Raw genomic sequence first — 15426 nt, 5'->3', positions numbered from 1 at the left:
CATTGTAGGCAGTCTGCCCTGCCCCGTCAGGGCCCTTGCACAGGCCGGTACGAGGCGCAGGGCTTTGCCCGCCGAGTTCCGGCCGTCGCAAGGCAAGTCGCGGTCATGATGCCTTGTGCGGGCCCTCAGTAAACTCAGGCAATTAGCGGCTGGTAACGCATTGACAGCGCTTCGCGCACCTGCTCCAGGGGTTGACGCCAGTCCCCAGCCGCGGCCTGGCGAAATATCCTTGCGCTCGGATACCAGGGGCTATCGCTCCTCTCCAGCAGCCAGCGCCAGTCGGGGATGTAGGGAACCAGAATCCATACCGGTTTACCCATGGCACCCGCAAGGTGTGCCACGCTGGTATCCGACGTGACAACCAGGTCCAGTGAGTCGATCACAGCCGCGGTATCGGCGAAAGTCTTCAGCGCCTCGCCCGGACAGAGGATGTGTGGTTGCGTCTTCATGACGGGAACGTCCACTTCACGAAGCATGGGTTGAAGGCATATTGCCGGCATTCCGGCGGGCAGGGCCTGCAGAAATTCCGCAAGCCGCAGGGAGCGTAGCCGGTCGCGCTTCTGATTGGCGTTGCCGGACCAGACAATGCCCACCCGAGGGGTAGCAGATCCAGCCATGGCAGCAAGCCGCTGTTGCCAGACCGCCTTTTTATCGGGATCGGCTTTCAAATAAGACAAGCTCGCCGGCACAAACCCGGTCCGATGATGCCCCAGGGCCAGTGGAAGGCTCATCAGGGGGCAATAGCAATCAAACGGCGGCAAGGGCTCATGCTCCTCCAGAACGCGGATCCCCCCCGGAAGAGTCCCCATAAGCTCTTTAAGTCCCGCCTGCACCTGAAGCACCACGTGGGCACCAAGCGCGGCCACTTCAGTGGCGTATCTGGAAAACTGGATGGTGTCCCCAAACCCCTGTTCACAGGAGAGCAGGATCGTTTGACCGGCGATAGCCTCCCCACCGAGCCAGAGAGGCCTGGCGAAGACCTTGCGCTCTTTCACATCTTTTTCTTTCGCGCTCCTGAGCCGCCACTCGTATTCACTCCAGCCTGTTCCATAGTCGCCATTCAGCAGAGCACTAAACCCGAGATTGAAATGAGCGGCGAAATTCCCGGAGTCCAGCTCAAGGGCCGTCCGGTAACTTTTGATGGCGTCATCGTGGAAGCCCTGTTCACCCAAGGAAATACCGAGGTGAACGAGCGTATTTGCGTCTCCGGGGTTGAGATCCAGCGCCCGCCGCATCAACGGGATCGCCCGCGCGAAATCTCCCGCAGCCTGGTATGCCGCACCCAGATTGCTCATGAATTGGGCATTCTCCGGTTCGAGCGCAAGGGCTTTTTCGTAGGGTTCTATCGCCTTGAATGGCAAATTCTGGGCGCTGTACAGGTTTCCCAGATTGCAGAGAAGCCCGACTGATTCGGGGAATCGGCGAATGCCTTCCTGCATGATCTCTTCCGCCTCCGTCATCTCCTCATGTTGAAAGAGTTCGTAGCCCAACTCACGATAGGCCGGTTCAAACTCTGGAGCAAGCAGCACAACCTGCCTGAATCGGTGAATGGCCTGCAATCTGTTCGCCTCGCACTGGGCGAGCGTTCCCAACATGAAATGCGCGTCATGTTGCGTGGAATCCAGGCTCACAGCCTGTTCCAGTGCCGCCTTGGATTCCAGAAGGTGACCCTGCTCACTTAATACATATCCAAGATTGATCAATGCGAAGACATCTTCTGGATCGGCCTTCGTTGCCTCGCTGTAGCACAAGGCGGCTTCATGGAGCTTGCCTTCTGCCAACAAGGCATTGCCATTCTTTTTGAGCTCAGCGCAACGCCCCTTATCAGGCGCACCGGCGCCGGCTACCACGCTCGACGAGGCCGGCAGGATCTTTTTCAGAAGTCCGAACATGCTGCTCCAGAAACTGCAATAACTACAGCTGCAAGGAAAGCCACCGCGTCAATTCGTCGGCATAGGCATCATTGACGCCGCGGTCTTTCAGCGTCCACAAAAAGGCGTTGCCCAGTTTGGCTTTTTGGTAGGTATTGAGTTTGTTCGCCCGTTTAAAGGCGGCGAGTTCATGCGACATCTTTACCAGCGTTTTTTCTGCTTTTTCTGCAAATTTCTTTTCATTCACCGACTCCTTGGCCGGCAGTTCGCGGATCACCAGTTCCGCCAGCGAAATACCGCACTGACCTGCGGCCCGTGTGTCAAACCAGTCAAAAAATCCCATGTGAACCTCCTTGTTTAGCTCTGCACCAAGCGCTTGGCCTTGGCAATGGACATCAGCATGCCGATGGCCAGCCCCAGCGTCACCATGGCGGTGCCGCCATAGCTGATGAAGGGCAGCGGCACGCCCACCACGGGCAGGATGCCGCTGACCATACCCATATTGACGAAAGCATAGGTGAAAAAAATCATCGTCAGCGCGCCGGCCAGCAGCCGCGAAAACAAGGTCGACGCTTCCAGCGCAATGGCCAGTCCGCGCAAAATCAGGAAGATGAACGCTGCAATCAACAACAGATTGCCCAACAGACCGAACTCTTCGGAGTACGCCGCGAAGATGAAGTCGGTGGTGCGTTCGGGAATGAACTCCAGGTGCGTCTGGGTGCCGGCCATAAAGCCCTTGCCGGTGATGCCGCCCGAGCCAATGGCGATCATGCCCTGGATGATGTGAAAACCCTTGCCCAGCGGGTCGCGCGACGGGTCGAGCAGCGTGCAGATGCGCTGCTGCTGGTAGTCGTGCAGGATGGGCCAGCGCACGCCCTCCGCACAGATTTGCGGCTCGAACCACACCACGACGAACACGCCGATGAGGCCCAGCAACACTGGCGGCAGGATCAGCTTCCAGCTCAACCCGGCAAAAAAAATCACCGCGAGCCCCGCGGCGAGCACCAGCAGGGAGGTTCCCAGATCAGGCTGCTTCATGATGAGCCCGACCGGAACGACCAGCAGCAGCCCGGCGGCCAGGAAGTCCAGCGGGCGCAGCTGGCCTTCGCGTTTCTGGAACCACCAGGCCAGCATCAGCGGCATGGCGATTTTCAGGATTTCGCTGGGCTGGATCACCACGCCCACATTGAGCCAGCGCCGTGCGCCTTTTTTGGTGACGCCAAAGATCGCCACCGCCACCAGCAAGGCCACGCCGGCGATGTACAGCGGCACGGCAAACGCCATCAGGCGCTGGGGTGGAACCTGGGCCACCACAAACATGATGGCGCCGGCAATCAGCATGTTGCGGCCATGGTCAACAAACCGGGTGCCGTGGTCATACCCTGACGAATACATGATCAGGAGGCCTGCACAGGCCAGCAAAAACACCGCAAACGCCAGGAGGCCGTCAAAGCCCTGGAGCAAAGGCAAGGTTCGCTGATAAAGGGAGGGTTTGTCGAAAACGGCGGCCATGCGCGGATTATCCGTCAGCCTTGAAGCCGAAAACGCGCGGCCGGGCATCCCGCGGAGGCGAGTTTTGCTATTAATTACATAGCTGCTTGCGCCCGATTTGATTGGCTTGAAACCCTGTTTTACTTAAAACCGGCAGCAAACACCGCGAAACCCCGGAAATCGGTCCCGGAAAAATCCGGGGGTGGCCGACCCGTCTAACATGCGGCATGCGCACCACCCACCTGCTCTATCTCCACGGATTTCGTTCGTCCCCGCAATCCGTGAAGGCAAAAAAAATGGCCGCTGCCGTGCAGCAGCGCCATCCCGCCGTTCATTGGTGGTGCCCGCAGCTGCCGCCTTCACCGCACGCCGCGCTGCAGATGGTGAAGGACGAAATTGCCGGCTGGCCCAGCAAACCGGGCTACCAAAGCATGGGCGTGATCGGTTCTTCGCTGGGCGGCTTTTACGCCACTGCGGTGGCCGAACAGGCCGCTTGCAAGGCCGTGCTGCTCAACCCGGCCGTGGAGCCGGCGCGCGACCTTGCCCGCTACATCGGCGAGCAAACGGCCTGGAACAACCCGGAAGAACACTTTTTCTTCGAGCCCCACTTTGTGGATGAGCTGAAAGCGCAGCAGGCCGGACCGCTGAAAACGCCACAAAATTACTTCGCCATCGTCGCGAAGGGCGACGAAGTGCTGGACTGGCGTGAAATGACGGCCCGTTATGCGGGCGCTCACATCCGGCTTCTCGAAGGGGGTGACCATGCCCTCAGCGACTTTGACCGCCACCTCCCGGCAATTCTCGACTTCCTGGCATTGGCCTGAAATCCCTCTGAAGCAGCCCTGATTACACTAGTCTCAAGTCATCAAAGACACCAAAGGGATCCCGTTTTGTTTGTATTGTTTGAAGAAGCCGGCAAGTTCCTGGCCGGCCGCATTTTGTCCGAGAGCGATGCGTCGCTGCAGGTTGAGCTCGACTCGGGTAAGCGTGTGAAGGTCAAGGGCGTCAATGCCCTGCTGAGATTTGAAAAACCGTCACCCGCCGACATGATGGCCGCGGGCCAGAAATTGAGCCAGGACATTGAGCTGGACCTGGCCTGGGAATTCGCCAGCGAAGACGAATTCGGCTTTGCCGACCTGGCGCGCGACTACTTCAGCGCCGACGGCAAGGCCGCCTCGCTGGAGCAGCAGGCCGCGGCGCTGTTTCGCCTGTATGACGCGCCGCATTACTTTCGCCGTGCCGGCAAGGGCCGCTTCAGGAAGGCACCGGCGGAAATCCTGCAGCAGGCGTTGGCCGCCATCGAAAAGAAGAAGCAGGTCGCGGCGCAAATAACCGCCTGGGCCGAAGAACTGGGCCGCGGTGAATGCCCGGCGCCGGTGCGCGAGCAGCTCTACAAAATTCTTTTCAAACCCGACAAGAACAGCGCGGAATACAAGGCAGTCGTCGAAGCCTCACGCGCGACGCACACCGCGCCGCTCGATTTGCTGCAAAAGGCCGGCGCCATCGCTTCCCCCTACCAGTTCCACTGGAAGCGGTTTTTGTTCGAGAACTTTCCCAAAGGCACGGGTTTCCCGGCGCTGCAGGCGCCCGAGGTCAAGGACGAGTTGCCGCTGGCTGACGTTAAAGCGTTCTCCATCGACGACTCAGCCACCACCGAGATCGACGATGCGCTGTCCGTGCAAGGCCTGGGTAACTCACGCGGTGATGGCACCGTCACGCTGGGCATCCACATCGCAGCGCCGGGCCTGGCCGTATTGCCTGGCAGCCCGATTGACACCGTGGGCCGAGCGCGGCTTTCCACCGTGTACATGCCCGGCTACAAGCTGACGATGCTGCCGGATGACATCGTCAAAAGCTACACGCTGCAGGAGGGCCGCAACTGCCCGGCTCTGTCGCTGTACCTCACGCTGGATGAGGCCACACTCGAAATCAAGGAAAGCGCCACCCGGCTGGAGCAGGTGCCCATCGTCAGCAACCTGCGCCACGACGTGCTGGACAGCACCTTCACCGAAGCCTTTTTTGAAGCCGCGCAAACCAGCCCCCCCACCGATGTTCAATGGGGTGTGGAACTGAGCTTTTTGCACCGGCTGGCCAAACACCTGAAAGCCCAGCGCGAAATCGTGCGCGGCAAACCCGAGAACTTCAACCGGCCCGACTACAACTTCAGGCTGGACAACCCGACAGGCGCAGAGCCCCAGGGCAACGAGACGGTCAGCATCAGCACACGCCAGCGCGGCGCACCGCTGGATTTGATCGTGGCCGAAGCGATGATTCTGGCCAACAGCACCTGGGGCGAGTGGCTGGCCGAGCACGGCGTGCCGGGCATTTACCGCAGCCAGGCCAGCCTCTTGCCCGGCGTGAAAGTGCGCATGGGCACCAAAGCCCTGCCGCACGCTGGCATCGGCGTCAAAAGCTATGCCTGGAGCACCTCGCCACTGCGCCGCTACACCGACCTGGTCAACCAGTGGCAAATCATTGCCTGTGCATGCCATGGCCGCACGGCGGCACTGGCTGCGCCGTTCAAGCCCAAGGACGCCGAGCTGTTTTCCATCATCTCGGGCTTCGACGCCGCCTACAGCGCCTACAACGGTTTCCAGGCCGGCATCGAGCGCTACTGGACACTCAAATACCTGCAGCAGAACAACATCACCGAGCTGACCGCCACCGCCTTCAAGGACAACCTGGTGCGCGCCGACGAGTTGCCGCTGGTGCTGCCGGCCGTCGGCGCGCAGGGCCTGCCACGCGGCGCGAAAGTGCGTGTAAAGCTGGGCGAGATCGACGAGATCACGCTGGATATTTCCGGCACGGTGGTCGAGCGGCTGGACGTGGAAATCGATGAGTCGCCCGACCCGCTGGGCGAAGAAGACGGCGAGTCCGAGATGGCCGCCGGCCCGATCTCGATTGCCGTCGATGTCAATGAACCACAAACCGACACAGCTGCCGCGGTTCCGGTGGCCGGTTAACGCCGGATTTCGCGCATAAACACCGATAATCTCCTTCTGTGAAATCCCCCAGCACACTGCAAATCGCCTTAGGCGCATCCATCGCCTTCCACGTGGTGTTGCTGACGGTGCGTTTTGTCGACCCAGAGCGCTTTAACCGCGTGTTCCAGGACACTCCGCTTGAGGTGATCCTGGTCAACGCCAAGACCAACGAAAAACCCGACTTCGCCAAGGCCATCGCGCAGGCGTCGCTCGCCGGCGGCGGCGAAGCCGAAAAAGGCCGGGCCACCTCGCCCCTGCCGCCATCGGCCCTGATGGAACTGGGCGACGCCACCGAAGACGCGCAGCGCAAGGTTGACACGCTGCAGGAGCAGCAAACCCAGTTGCTCGCGCAAATCAAAAAGCAGCTGGCCTCCATGCCACCGCCCGACCCGACACAGCCCGCCAACAACCCGGCGCAGGCCGAGCGCGAGGAAAAACGCAAGCAGCTCGTCAAGATCCTGGCGGAAATCGAGCGGCGCATCAACGAGGAAAACGCACGGCCGAAAAAGCGCTACATCAGCCCGGCCACACGCGAAGAGGTCTACGCCGTTTATTACGACGAGCTGCGCCGCAAGATTGAAGACAAGGGGACGGTGAACTTCCCTGAACAGGCCGGCAAAAAACTTTACGGTGAACTCACGATGATCGTGACGGTGAATTTTGACGGCAGCGTGATCGACACGGAAGTCGTGCAGACCTCGGGCAACCTGACGCTGGACCGGCGTGCGCAAAGCATCGTGCGCGGCACGGGGCCTTTCGGCAAGTTCAGCGATGCGATGCGCAGCAAGGCGGACCAGATCGTGGTGGTGTCGCGCTTCAAGTTCACGCGCGATGACACGCTTGAAACCAAACTCACCAGCCGCTAGCCCGACTGCTGCTTTCAGCCCACGCACATGAACACCGGCCCCGCCATGGATAAGTACTGCGTCCTGGGCAATCCGATCGCGCACAGCAAGTCCCCGCTGATTCACGCACGTTTTGCCGAACTCACGGGGCAATCCCTGCAATACGAACGCCTGCTGGTGCCGCTGGAGGCGTTCGGTGCCACACTGGCTGAACTGGTACGGGGCGGCGTAAAAGGGTGCAATGTCACCGTGCCTTTCAAGTCGCAAGCCTTTGAAGCCGCTGCCACGCAGACCGACAGGGCTCAGCTGGCCCAGGCCGCCAACACCCTGGTGTTCCCGGACGGCGCCATCCACGCCGACAACACCGACGGCGTGGGCCTGGTAAACGACATCCAGAACAACGCCGGTGTTTCGCTGGCAGGGCGCGACGTGCTGTTGATCGGCGCAGGCGGCGCGGGCGCGGGCGCGCTGGCCACCCTGCTAGCGGCCGGGCCACGCCGTCTGGTGCTGGTCAACCGCACGCGGGCGAAAGCCGACGCGCTGGTGGCACGGCACCGGGCACACGCCTCCATGCAAGGTCTGCTACAAAAAACGGAGCTGCTTGCGCACGATCTGCAAGGGCTGCAGGGCAATTTTGATGTCATTGTCAATGCCAGCGCAAGCAGCCTGGCGGGTGCGGGTGTGCCGGTTCCGGCGAGCGTTCTCAAGCCCGGCGCCCTGGCCTGCGACATGATGTACGGCCCCCCGGCTGCGGGCTTCATGGCATGGGCCCGGGACAGCGGCGCGACGCCGCGCGACGGGCTGGGCATGCTGGTGGAACAGGCCGCCGAGGCCTTCACGCTGTGGCGCGGGGTTCGTCCGCCCTCTGCCCAGGTATTGCGGGAAATGCGGGCGCAGCTGGCATGAAGGCATGCACGCCATGAAAGCACTCTTCAGGCTCATCGGCCTCGGGCTGCTGGCAGGCCTGGCGCTGCAACTGTTTTTTGTGACGCGCATCGCCATGATGGCCGTGGTGGACCCGGAATCCACCGCTTTTCAGCGCTCGGAAGCCTACCTGGTAGTGCGCAACACCGGATCCCTCAAATGGCGGCAGCAATGGGTGCCTTACGACGACCTGCCGGACAACCTCAAGCGCGCGGTAATCGCATCGGAAGACGCCAGCTTCGCCGAGCATGACGGCGTGGACATGGAGGCACTTGAAAAGGCCTGGGACAAAAACGCCAAGGCCGAGCTGCGCGCCGCACAGTCCGCCAGCCGCCTGGCTCCCGCCAAGGCAGCGGCAACACCCGCCAGACCGGTGAAAATTATTGGCGGCTCCACCATTACCCAGCAGCTCGCCAAAAACCTGTTCCTGTCGGGTGAGCGCACGCTTTTGCGCAAAGGCCAGGAGCTGGTGCTGACGCTGCTGCTTGAAGCCCTGCTCGGCAAGGAGCGCATTCTGGAGATTTACCTCAACAGCGTGGAGTGGGGCGAAGGCATTTTTGGCGCCGAGGCCGCCGCGCAGCATTACTACCGCAAGCCTGCGTCAAAACTGAGTGCCTATGAATCCGCGCGGCTGGCCGTCATGCTGCCGCGACCCAAATACTTTGAAACGCGGCCCGGCTCGGGCTACCTGGCTTCGCGCGCCAGCACCATCACGGCCCGCATGGGCGGTGTGGAACTGCCCTGAATGCTGAACAGCAAAAAGGGCCGAATCCCATGAACGACAAATTTTCTCCCATCCTGGCCAAGCTGATGGGGCTTTTCCTGCTGGGGCTGATCCGCACGCTGACCGGTGCACAGGCCCGCTGGCAAGGCTGCCCGCCCAAGGCGGAACAGCGTATTTATTTCGCCAACCACCAGAGCCATGCCGACCTGGTGCTGATGTGGGCGGCGCTACCGGAAGAACTTCGCAGCATCACCCGGCCGATTGCCGCGAAGGACTACTGGACCAAAACGCCTTTCAAGAAATGGATCACCACGGCGGTCTTCAACGCGATTTACGTGGACCGTGCCAAGACCGGCGACCAGGACCCGCTGGAGCCGCTGATCGATGCCCTGACCAGCGGGGATTCGATCATCCTGTTTCCGGAAGGCACGCGCGGCAATCAGGAAGAGCCGCAAAAATTCAAGGCAGGCCTTTATAACCTGGCGATGAAATTTCCGCAGGTGGTGCTGGTGCCGGCCTGGATCAACAATGTGCAGCGCGTCATGCCCAAGGGTGAAGTCGTACCGGTGCCTATCCTCTGTTCGGTCACTTTTGGCGCCCCCATTGCCCTGGGCGCCGGGGAAGACAGGGCCGAATTCCTGGCGCGCGCCCGTCAGGCCGTCATGGATCTCAGGGAAACCTGATACAAGGCCCGGAATCCTGATGAACACCTTTTTGCGCAACCTTTCCCCCTCACACCAGGTCGGCCTGCTGTTCGTACTCGTGTTCGGCATCCTGACCGTGATCAGCGTGGCTGCGTTCGTGATGGCCCTCAAGGACACGCACGAAGACGACCTGCACACCCAGAAACTCAAGGAATTCAACGGCCTGCTACGCACCTCGTGGTTCATGTCCACGGTGTTCTGGATCGGCTGGACGCTGGGAGAAACCGTGGCGACCATGCTGTTCGGCATGGTGGCTTTTTTTGCGCTGCGCGAATTCATCACGCTTTCACCGACCCGGCAGGGCGACCACCGCAGTCTGGTGCTGGCCTTTTTTGTCGTGCTGCCGGTGCAGTTTGCGCTGGTCATCACGCGGCACTTTGACCTGGTGACCGTATTCATTCCGGTCTACGTGTTCCTGGCGATCCCGGTAGTCAGCGCGCTGGCCGACGACCCGCACCGTTTCCTCGAACGCAACGCCAAGCTGCAATGGGGCATCATGGTCTGCGTCTACGGCATTAGCCATGTGCCCGCCCTGCTGCTGCTGAAGTTTCCCAACTACCAGGGCAAAAACGCCTTTTTGGTGTTCTTCCTGGTGTTTGTGGTGCAAAGCTGCATGATCGTCCAGCACCTGGTGGGCCGCAAACTGCAACGACCGGGTAGCGCGCCCAACGTCAGTAAAAGCTTTAACTGGACCAGCTGGTTGATCGCCGTCATTGGGGCCAGCCTGCTGGGCGGCCTGCTCGCGGGCCTCACGCCCTTCAAGCCGGCGCAGGCGGTGGCCATGGCTTTCATTGCCTGCGTATCGGGCTCGCTCGGGCACCTGGTGATGAAAGCCCTCAAGCGTGACCGCGGCATTCCCAACTGGGGGAACCGCGGCGTGGGCGTCACCGGTGCCAGCGGCCTGCTGGACCGCGTGGATGCGCTGTGCTTCGGCGCACCGGTATTTTTCCATTCTGTTAGATGGTATTTTGGCCTCTAGCCCAATGAAAACATGCGCGGACAGCTATCAAATGCATAGCATATGAGAATCCTCGGCATCGACCCCGGCCTGCAGATCGCTGGCTTCGGCGTAATCGACATGGACGGGCAGCACCTTCGTTATGTGGCCAGCGGCACCATCAAGACCACACATATGGAACGCAGCGATTTGCCGGGCCGGCTGAAAGTGCTGTTTGAGGGCGTGTGCGAAGTGGTCGAGCGCTACCAGCCCGATGCGGCCTCTGTCGAAATCGTTTTTGTCAACGTCAACCCGCAGGCGACGTTGCTACTGGGCCAGGCGCGCGGGGCCTGCATCACAGCCCTGGTCTCGCGCCAGCTGACAGTGGCCGAATACACGGCGCTGCAGCTCAAAAAGGCGGTTGCGGGCTATGGCAAGGCGGGCAAGGCCGAGGTGCAGGAGATGGTGATGCGCCTGCTGAAGCTGCCCTCCCTGCCTGGCAAAGACGCGGCCGATGCGCTGGGGCTGGCGATTACCCACGCCCATGTCGGCACCGCGATGCAGAGGCTGGCTGCGGCGGCGGGAACCGGCGCAAAACCCACAGGAAACTACAGGGACGGACGAAGCCGTTAGACCGTGGTGATCCGCGCCTTAGCGGCCACGGTATTCAGCGATCACCTCATCCAATGAGGGGTTCGACCTGGCTTTTCCGCGCACCAGCACAATGGGCAGTTCGCCGCTCATGATGGACGAAATGCGCTGGGCGTCGGCGGGATCGCCACTTGTCACGGTGAAGCTGATACTGTGGGTGCGGGTAACCGGAATCCCCTTGCCCGAAAGTTGCTCGGCCAGGCTATTCGCGCGCTGGGCCGCCTCTTCCGGGCAATCCTCGGCGGCAATAACCTGTACCGCGCTGGAAGCGGTAGTGCTCGTACCGGGCAGCAAAACAAATCCATTTGAACTTGCGCTTCCTGCGGAGCTGGTTGAGGCCATCATCGGTTGACCTTCACGGTGTTTGGTCCAGTATTGATATCCAAAACCAGCAAGACCCAGCACGATAAGGATTTTGATGAAGCTCATGGGTCAATCTCCGGTGGTTTTTTCAGGTGGTTACGTCATTGAACACCGCAGAGCACCGAATCCGGTGGCTTCCGTGTTGCTCTTCAGCGCCAGGGAAAGTCGTTATGACCGAACTATAACTGCACGGATTCAAGCTCTTGAAACGGGTCGCCGGACAGCTCAGCAGCAAGGAGAAACCCGGAAGGCATCCTGTGGTCACGATGAACCATGGTCGAGCTATGCCAGACGTTCCAGTATCAGTACCGCAAAAAATCCAAAAGCGGCGATCAGCGTCCACTTGAGAATGGTGAGCCCGAACTGCTTGAACCGTGCCTGCCCGGTACCGGCGTAAAACATGAACGACACCACCGCAGCCAGCAAAAACAGCAGGATGAGCCAGCGAAACAGCAGCATGGCGTGTTCCGCCGGCCCTACCAGGCACGCGCCAGCGTGGCGAAGCCCTGCGGTGCTTTTTTCTCGTCCTCGAAGGTAACGACTTCGTAGGCGTCCTGGTGCGACAGCAACTCGCGCAGCAGCTTGTTGTTCATCGCGTGACCGGAGCGGAACGCGCTGTAGGCGGCCAGCAGCGGTTTGCCCAGCAAATAGAGGTCGCCCATGGCATCGAGGATCTTGTGCTTCACGAATTCGTCGTTATAGCGCAGCCCATCGCTGTTGAGCACCTTGTAGTCGTCCATGACGATGGCATTGTCCAGCCCGCCGCCCAGTGCCAGGCCATTGGCGCGCATCATTTCCACATCCTTGGTGAAGCCGAAGGTGCGGGCCCGCGCGATGTCGCGTGTGTAGGCACCGGAACCCATGTCGAACTCCACGCGCTGGCCGGTGGAGTCCACCGCAGGATGGTCGAAATCAATTTCAAAACTGAGTTTGTAGCCTTCGTAGGGACTCAAACGAGCCCACTTCGCGTTGGTGCCCTCGCCCTCACGTACTTCCACGGGCTTGATCACCCGGATAAACCGCTTGGGGGCGGCCTGCAGCGCGATGCCCGCCGATTGCAGTAAAAAAACAAACGACGAAGCTGAACCGTCCAGGATCGGCACTTCTTCGGCCGTGATATCAACATACAGGTTGTCAATGCCCAGGCCCGCGCAGGCCGACATCAGGTGCTCAACGGTGTGCACCTTGGCGCTGCCGCTGGCGATCGTCGACGCCAGCCGCGTATCCGTCACCGCCTGCGCGGAAATAACGATATCCACCGGCTGAGGCAAATCCACACGGCGAAACACGATGCCCGTGTCCGGCGCGGCGGGGCGCAAGGTCAGTTCCACCCGCTGGCCGCTGTGCAGGCCCACGCCCACGGCTTTGGTCAGGGATTTAAGGGTACGTTGCTGAAGCATAGGAGTGATTTTAAGTGTTGCAGCAGATTGCCGCAGTTGGAGTCTTTGATGGCCACCATAGCCAAAGTGCTACAGGTTCTGCCCTGTTACAGGCGCTGCCTGAAGAATGCCGTCCAGTGCGGCACCGCGACGAAGCGATTCTTCCAGTAGCCCGTGTGGAAAACCTTGCTGACACATCGGGCCATCATGGCGTTGACGTCGTCGCCGGGCATGGTGATGCCGCTGTTAAGTTCGGTCACGCCCGTCTCATCGACCAGAACATCGCATTTGGCATAGTGCGGCCCGAAGACATTGCGTTGCCGTTTGTAAGGCGCGTCGAAACTGTGGCCCTCACCTTGCAGTACCACGATCTTCGCGTTGCCGCCGCGCTCGTTCATCCAGCCCACGTGGCGCTCACAGTACCGGCTCGGGGTTTCGTCGTCCACTTCACCCGTGATGAAAAGAAATGGGGAATTTACGTAGGCGTCACGCCGGGCATTGCGGTAACCGCAGTAGCCATACAAACCCACCACCGCGTCGATGGGTTTGAGGTTGAAGTCGCCGGCGTACAAGCGCCGCATGTTGCGCTCAATCAGTGCGTGGGCGAATTTCTGCTGCATCATGACTGCGGCACCGCCACCCTGCGACTCACCGATGCTGCCGACCTTCTCGAAACCTCGGCTGCGCAACCAGCCGGCAGCTGCGAGGCTGTCAACGGCCATATTGAATTCGTTACCGCCTTTGCGCGATGCCGCCGGATAGTCGTTGTGCGTCACGTCGATGCCTCGGGGCTTCCAGTGATCGATCACCGGCGCTGCGAAACCCTCTTTCTGAAGGCTGTCCACATAGTCGAACATGCGGCTGTCGATGCCCTGCGATCCGTGCGAGATCATCACAACCTTCGTCTGTCCAGGCTGACTGAACAGGTAACCCTGCGCATGGAGCTTGCTGCAGACAAAGGGAGTACCCGCACACACCATGCTGGGCCAACTCACTTTTTCGGCTGCTTCGGGCCTGGCGGTCTGGGCAACCGCAGGTTGTGCGAAAAGAACGACCAGCGTGGCGCAAAGCCCTCGCATGTCCATGGCGACCTCTTTCTTCCTGAGATGCTCCGAATTGGAAAGGCCAGAAAAAAGGGCGGACTGCAACCAGTCCACCCTTTTAATGATCCACTTGCGAGAACCTTAATCGGCCTGCTTGCGCAGGAAAGCAGGAATCTCGAAGTCGTCCATTCCGCCGGAGGCCAGGGCGTCGACTTTTGCGGCCGCCTGGGTCCGGTTGGTACGCCACACGCTGGGCACCGACATGTTGCCGTAGTCAGGCTGTGCCGATCCCATGGCCGTCTGCGCCGTGCCGGCGCCATTGGCCGTTGTGTTCAGCGTCGGGACATTGAACGGCACGTTGTCAGTACCCGTGCGCAGCACCTGCAGCGGCGGGGCGTGGCGGCGCACGCCCTGGCGTGAGAGGCCCGTTGCGACCACGGTCACACGGATGTCGTCGCCCAGCTCATCGTCGTAGGCCGTGCCGTAGATCACATGCGCATCGGGGGAAGCGTATGCGCGGATGGTGTTCATCGCCAGCTTGGATTCGCTCAGCTTGAGCGAGCCCTTGGCCGCGGTGATCAGCACCAGCACGCCTTTGGCGCCCGACAGGTCAATGCCTTCCAGAAGCGGGCAAGCTACAGCCTGTTCGGCGGCGATGCGCGCACGATCAGGACCGTTGGCCTTGGCCGTTCCCATCATGGCCTTGCCGGGTTCACCCATCACGGTACGCACGTCTTCAAAGTCGACGTTGACATGGCCGGGCACGTTGATGATTTCGGCAATGCCGCCCACGGCGTTTTTCAGCACGTCGTTGGCATGCGCAAAAGCTTCATCCTGCGTGACGTCGTCACCCAGCACTTCGAGCAGCTTTTCATTGAGCACCACGATTAGCGAGTCAACGTTGGCTTCGAGTTCTGCAAGGCCGAGGTCGGCGTTGGTCATGCGGCGACCGCCTTCAAAATCAAACGGCTTGGTCACCACGCCGACCGTCAGGATGCCCATCTCCTTGGCCACGCGTGCGATCACGGGGGCGGCACCGGTACCGGTGCCGCCGCCCATGCCTGCGGTGATGAACAACATGTGCGCGCCGGCAATGGCGCTGCGAATATCGTCCACCGCCAGCTCTGCCGCATCGCGACCCTTGTCGGGCTTGCTGCCCGCGCCCAGACCGCTGGCGCCCAGCTGGATGGTCTTGTGCGCGCTGCCGCGGCTGAGTGCCTGCGCGTCGGTATTGGCGCAGATGAATTCGACGCCTTGCACGCCGCATTCGATCATGTGCCCCACAGCGTTGCCGCCACCGCCGCCCACGCCGATCACCTTGATCTGTGTGCCCTGGTTAAATTCTTCGATTTCAATCATTTCGATGCTCATTGGGAGCCTCCTAATCAATAAACTGCAGTTGCCAAAATTTTCAGAACGTTGTATTTATGTTTGACATGACAGGCTTACGCGGGAGGATCCGCCCCGCCTGAATGCATACAACGCGAGGGCCTGCCGATAAAAGTGGAAT

At 60.8% G+C, this 15426-nt stretch carries 16 protein-coding genes; 8 read left to right on the top strand and 8 right to left on the bottom strand.

Translation table 11 applies throughout. The annotated features are described in order from the left end of the window. Positions 1 to 134 precede the first annotated feature (134 nt). Genes AC1DYR_RS18055 through rodA form a run of 3 tightly spaced genes read right to left on the bottom strand, consistent with a single transcriptional unit; the run spans position 135 to position 3383 of the window. Positions 135 to 1892, bottom strand: a complete 1758-nt coding sequence (locus AC1DYR_RS18055; protein WP_477706317.1) for a tetratricopeptide repeat protein — start codon at positions 1890 to 1892, stop codon at positions 135 to 137. Positions 1893 to 1914: 22 nt separating this feature from the next. After that, positions 1915 to 2214, bottom strand: coding sequence for a hypothetical protein (locus AC1DYR_RS18050; RefSeq protein WP_477649079.1), 300 nt, complete (start codon positions 2212 to 2214; stop codon positions 1915 to 1917). A 14-nt stretch (positions 2215 to 2228) separates the two neighbouring features. Continuing rightward, positions 2229 to 3383 carry a rod shape-determining protein RodA gene (rodA, locus tag AC1DYR_RS18045; protein ID WP_477706316.1) on the bottom strand — a complete coding sequence of 385 codons (1155 nt, stop codon included), beginning with the start codon at positions 3381 to 3383 and terminating at the stop codon, positions 2229 to 2231. Between the two features lie 206 nt (positions 3384 to 3589). Between rodA and AC1DYR_RS18040 the strand changes: the two genes are divergently transcribed. From AC1DYR_RS18040 to ruvC, 8 genes are all read left to right on the top strand, one after another. Further along, positions 3590 to 4186: a YqiA/YcfP family alpha/beta fold hydrolase gene (locus tag AC1DYR_RS18040; RefSeq protein WP_477706315.1), complete on the top strand. Its 597-nt coding sequence runs from the start codon at positions 3590 to 3592 to the stop codon at positions 4184 to 4186. A gap of 66 nt (positions 4187 to 4252) precedes the next feature. Beyond that, a complete protein-coding gene (locus AC1DYR_RS18035) occupies positions 4253 to 6325 on the top strand; it encodes a ribonuclease catalytic domain-containing protein (protein WP_477706314.1) in 2073 nt (690 codons plus the stop codon). 38 nt (positions 6326 to 6363) lie between these two features. After that, positions 6364 to 7212 (top strand): TonB family protein, encoded by an 849-nt coding sequence (locus AC1DYR_RS18030; RefSeq protein WP_477706313.1) that lies wholly within the window; start codon positions 6364 to 6366, stop codon positions 7210 to 7212. A gap of 27 nt (positions 7213 to 7239) precedes the next feature. Next, the gene (gene aroE, locus AC1DYR_RS18025; protein ID WP_477706312.1) at positions 7240 to 8097 is read left to right on the top strand and encodes a shikimate dehydrogenase; all 858 of its coding nucleotides are present in this window, start codon (positions 7240 to 7242) and stop codon (positions 8095 to 8097) included. Positions 8098 to 8110: 13 nt separating this feature from the next. Beyond that, positions 8111 to 8860 (top strand): transglycosylase domain-containing protein, encoded by a 750-nt coding sequence (locus AC1DYR_RS18020; RefSeq protein WP_477706311.1) that lies wholly within the window; start codon positions 8111 to 8113, stop codon positions 8858 to 8860. A 29-nt stretch (positions 8861 to 8889) separates the two neighbouring features. Beyond that, positions 8890 to 9522: a lysophospholipid acyltransferase family protein gene (locus tag AC1DYR_RS18015; protein ID WP_477706310.1), complete on the top strand. Its 633-nt coding sequence runs from the start codon at positions 8890 to 8892 to the stop codon at positions 9520 to 9522. 19 nt (positions 9523 to 9541) lie between these two features. After that, positions 9542 to 10522 carry a phosphatidate cytidylyltransferase gene (locus AC1DYR_RS18010; protein ID WP_477706309.1) on the top strand — a complete coding sequence of 327 codons (981 nt, stop codon included), beginning with the start codon at positions 9542 to 9544 and terminating at the stop codon, positions 10520 to 10522. Positions 10523 to 10564: 42 nt separating this feature from the next. Continuing rightward, positions 10565 to 11113, top strand: a complete 549-nt coding sequence (gene ruvC / locus AC1DYR_RS18005; protein WP_477706308.1) for a crossover junction endodeoxyribonuclease RuvC — start codon at positions 10565 to 10567, stop codon at positions 11111 to 11113. Between the two features lie 18 nt (positions 11114 to 11131). Here the strand turns inward: ruvC and AC1DYR_RS18000 are convergent, their stop codons facing one another. From AC1DYR_RS18000 to ftsZ, 5 genes are all read right to left on the bottom strand, one after another. Next, positions 11132 to 11560 carry a hypothetical protein gene (locus AC1DYR_RS18000; RefSeq protein ID WP_477706307.1) on the bottom strand — a complete coding sequence of 143 codons (429 nt, stop codon included), beginning with the start codon at positions 11558 to 11560 and terminating at the stop codon, positions 11132 to 11134. Between the two features lie 216 nt (positions 11561 to 11776). Next, positions 11777 to 11953, bottom strand: a complete 177-nt coding sequence (locus tag AC1DYR_RS17995) for a hypothetical protein (RefSeq protein WP_477706306.1) — start codon at positions 11951 to 11953, stop codon at positions 11777 to 11779. Positions 11954 to 11970: 17 nt separating this feature from the next. Next, positions 11971 to 12894, bottom strand: coding sequence for a UDP-3-O-acyl-N-acetylglucosamine deacetylase (gene lpxC, locus AC1DYR_RS17990; protein ID WP_477706305.1), 924 nt, complete (start codon positions 12892 to 12894; stop codon positions 11971 to 11973). A gap of 86 nt (positions 12895 to 12980) precedes the next feature. Then, positions 12981 to 13958, bottom strand: a complete 978-nt coding sequence (locus AC1DYR_RS17985) for a dienelactone hydrolase family protein (RefSeq protein WP_477706304.1) — start codon at positions 13956 to 13958, stop codon at positions 12981 to 12983. Positions 13959 to 14057: 99 nt separating this feature from the next. Beyond that, positions 14058 to 15287: a cell division protein FtsZ gene (gene ftsZ, locus AC1DYR_RS17980; RefSeq protein WP_457281095.1), complete on the bottom strand. Its 1230-nt coding sequence runs from the start codon at positions 15285 to 15287 to the stop codon at positions 14058 to 14060. Positions 15288 to 15426 lie beyond the last annotated feature (139 nt).

This window comes from Polaromonas sp. P1_F9, from assembly GCF_056405615.1.
The sequence above is the reverse complement of the archived record's forward strand: the minus strand, read 5'-3'. Positions and strand labels throughout refer to the sequence as shown.

Coding starts and splice junctions, on each gene's coding strand:
- AC1DYR_RS18055 (WP_477706317.1), bottom strand. CDS start 1,892: ATGTTCGGACTTCTGAAAAAGATCCTGCCGGCCTCGTCGAGCGTGGTA.
- AC1DYR_RS18050 (WP_477649079.1), bottom strand. CDS start 2,214: ATGGGATTTTTTGACTGGTTTGACACACGGGCCGCAGGTCAGTGCGGT.
- rodA (WP_477706316.1), bottom strand. CDS start 3,383: ATGGCCGCCGTTTTCGACAAACCCTCCCTTTATCAGCGAACCTTGCCT.
- AC1DYR_RS18040 (WP_477706315.1), top strand. CDS start 3,590: ATGCGCACCACCCACCTGCTCTATCTCCACGGATTTCGTTCGTCCCCG.
- aroE (WP_477706312.1), top strand. CDS start 7,240: ATGAACACCGGCCCCGCCATGGATAAGTACTGCGTCCTGGGCAATCCG.
- AC1DYR_RS18020 (WP_477706311.1), top strand. CDS start 8,111: ATGAAAGCACTCTTCAGGCTCATCGGCCTCGGGCTGCTGGCAGGCCTG.
- AC1DYR_RS18015 (WP_477706310.1), top strand. CDS start 8,890: ATGAACGACAAATTTTCTCCCATCCTGGCCAAGCTGATGGGGCTTTTC.
- AC1DYR_RS18010 (WP_477706309.1), top strand. CDS start 9,542: ATGAACACCTTTTTGCGCAACCTTTCCCCCTCACACCAGGTCGGCCTG.
- ruvC (WP_477706308.1), top strand. CDS start 10,565: ATGAGAATCCTCGGCATCGACCCCGGCCTGCAGATCGCTGGCTTCGGC.
- AC1DYR_RS18000 (WP_477706307.1), bottom strand. CDS start 11,560: ATGAGCTTCATCAAAATCCTTATCGTGCTGGGTCTTGCTGGTTTTGGA.
- AC1DYR_RS17995 (WP_477706306.1), bottom strand. CDS start 11,953: ATGCTGCTGTTTCGCTGGCTCATCCTGCTGTTTTTGCTGGCTGCGGTG.
- lpxC (WP_477706305.1), bottom strand. CDS start 12,894: ATGCTTCAGCAACGTACCCTTAAATCCCTGACCAAAGCCGTGGGCGTG.
- AC1DYR_RS17985 (WP_477706304.1), bottom strand. CDS start 13,958: ATGGACATGCGAGGGCTTTGCGCCACGCTGGTCGTTCTTTTCGCACAA.
- ftsZ (WP_457281095.1), bottom strand. CDS start 15,287: ATGAGCATCGAAATGATTGAAATCGAAGAATTTAACCAGGGCACACAG.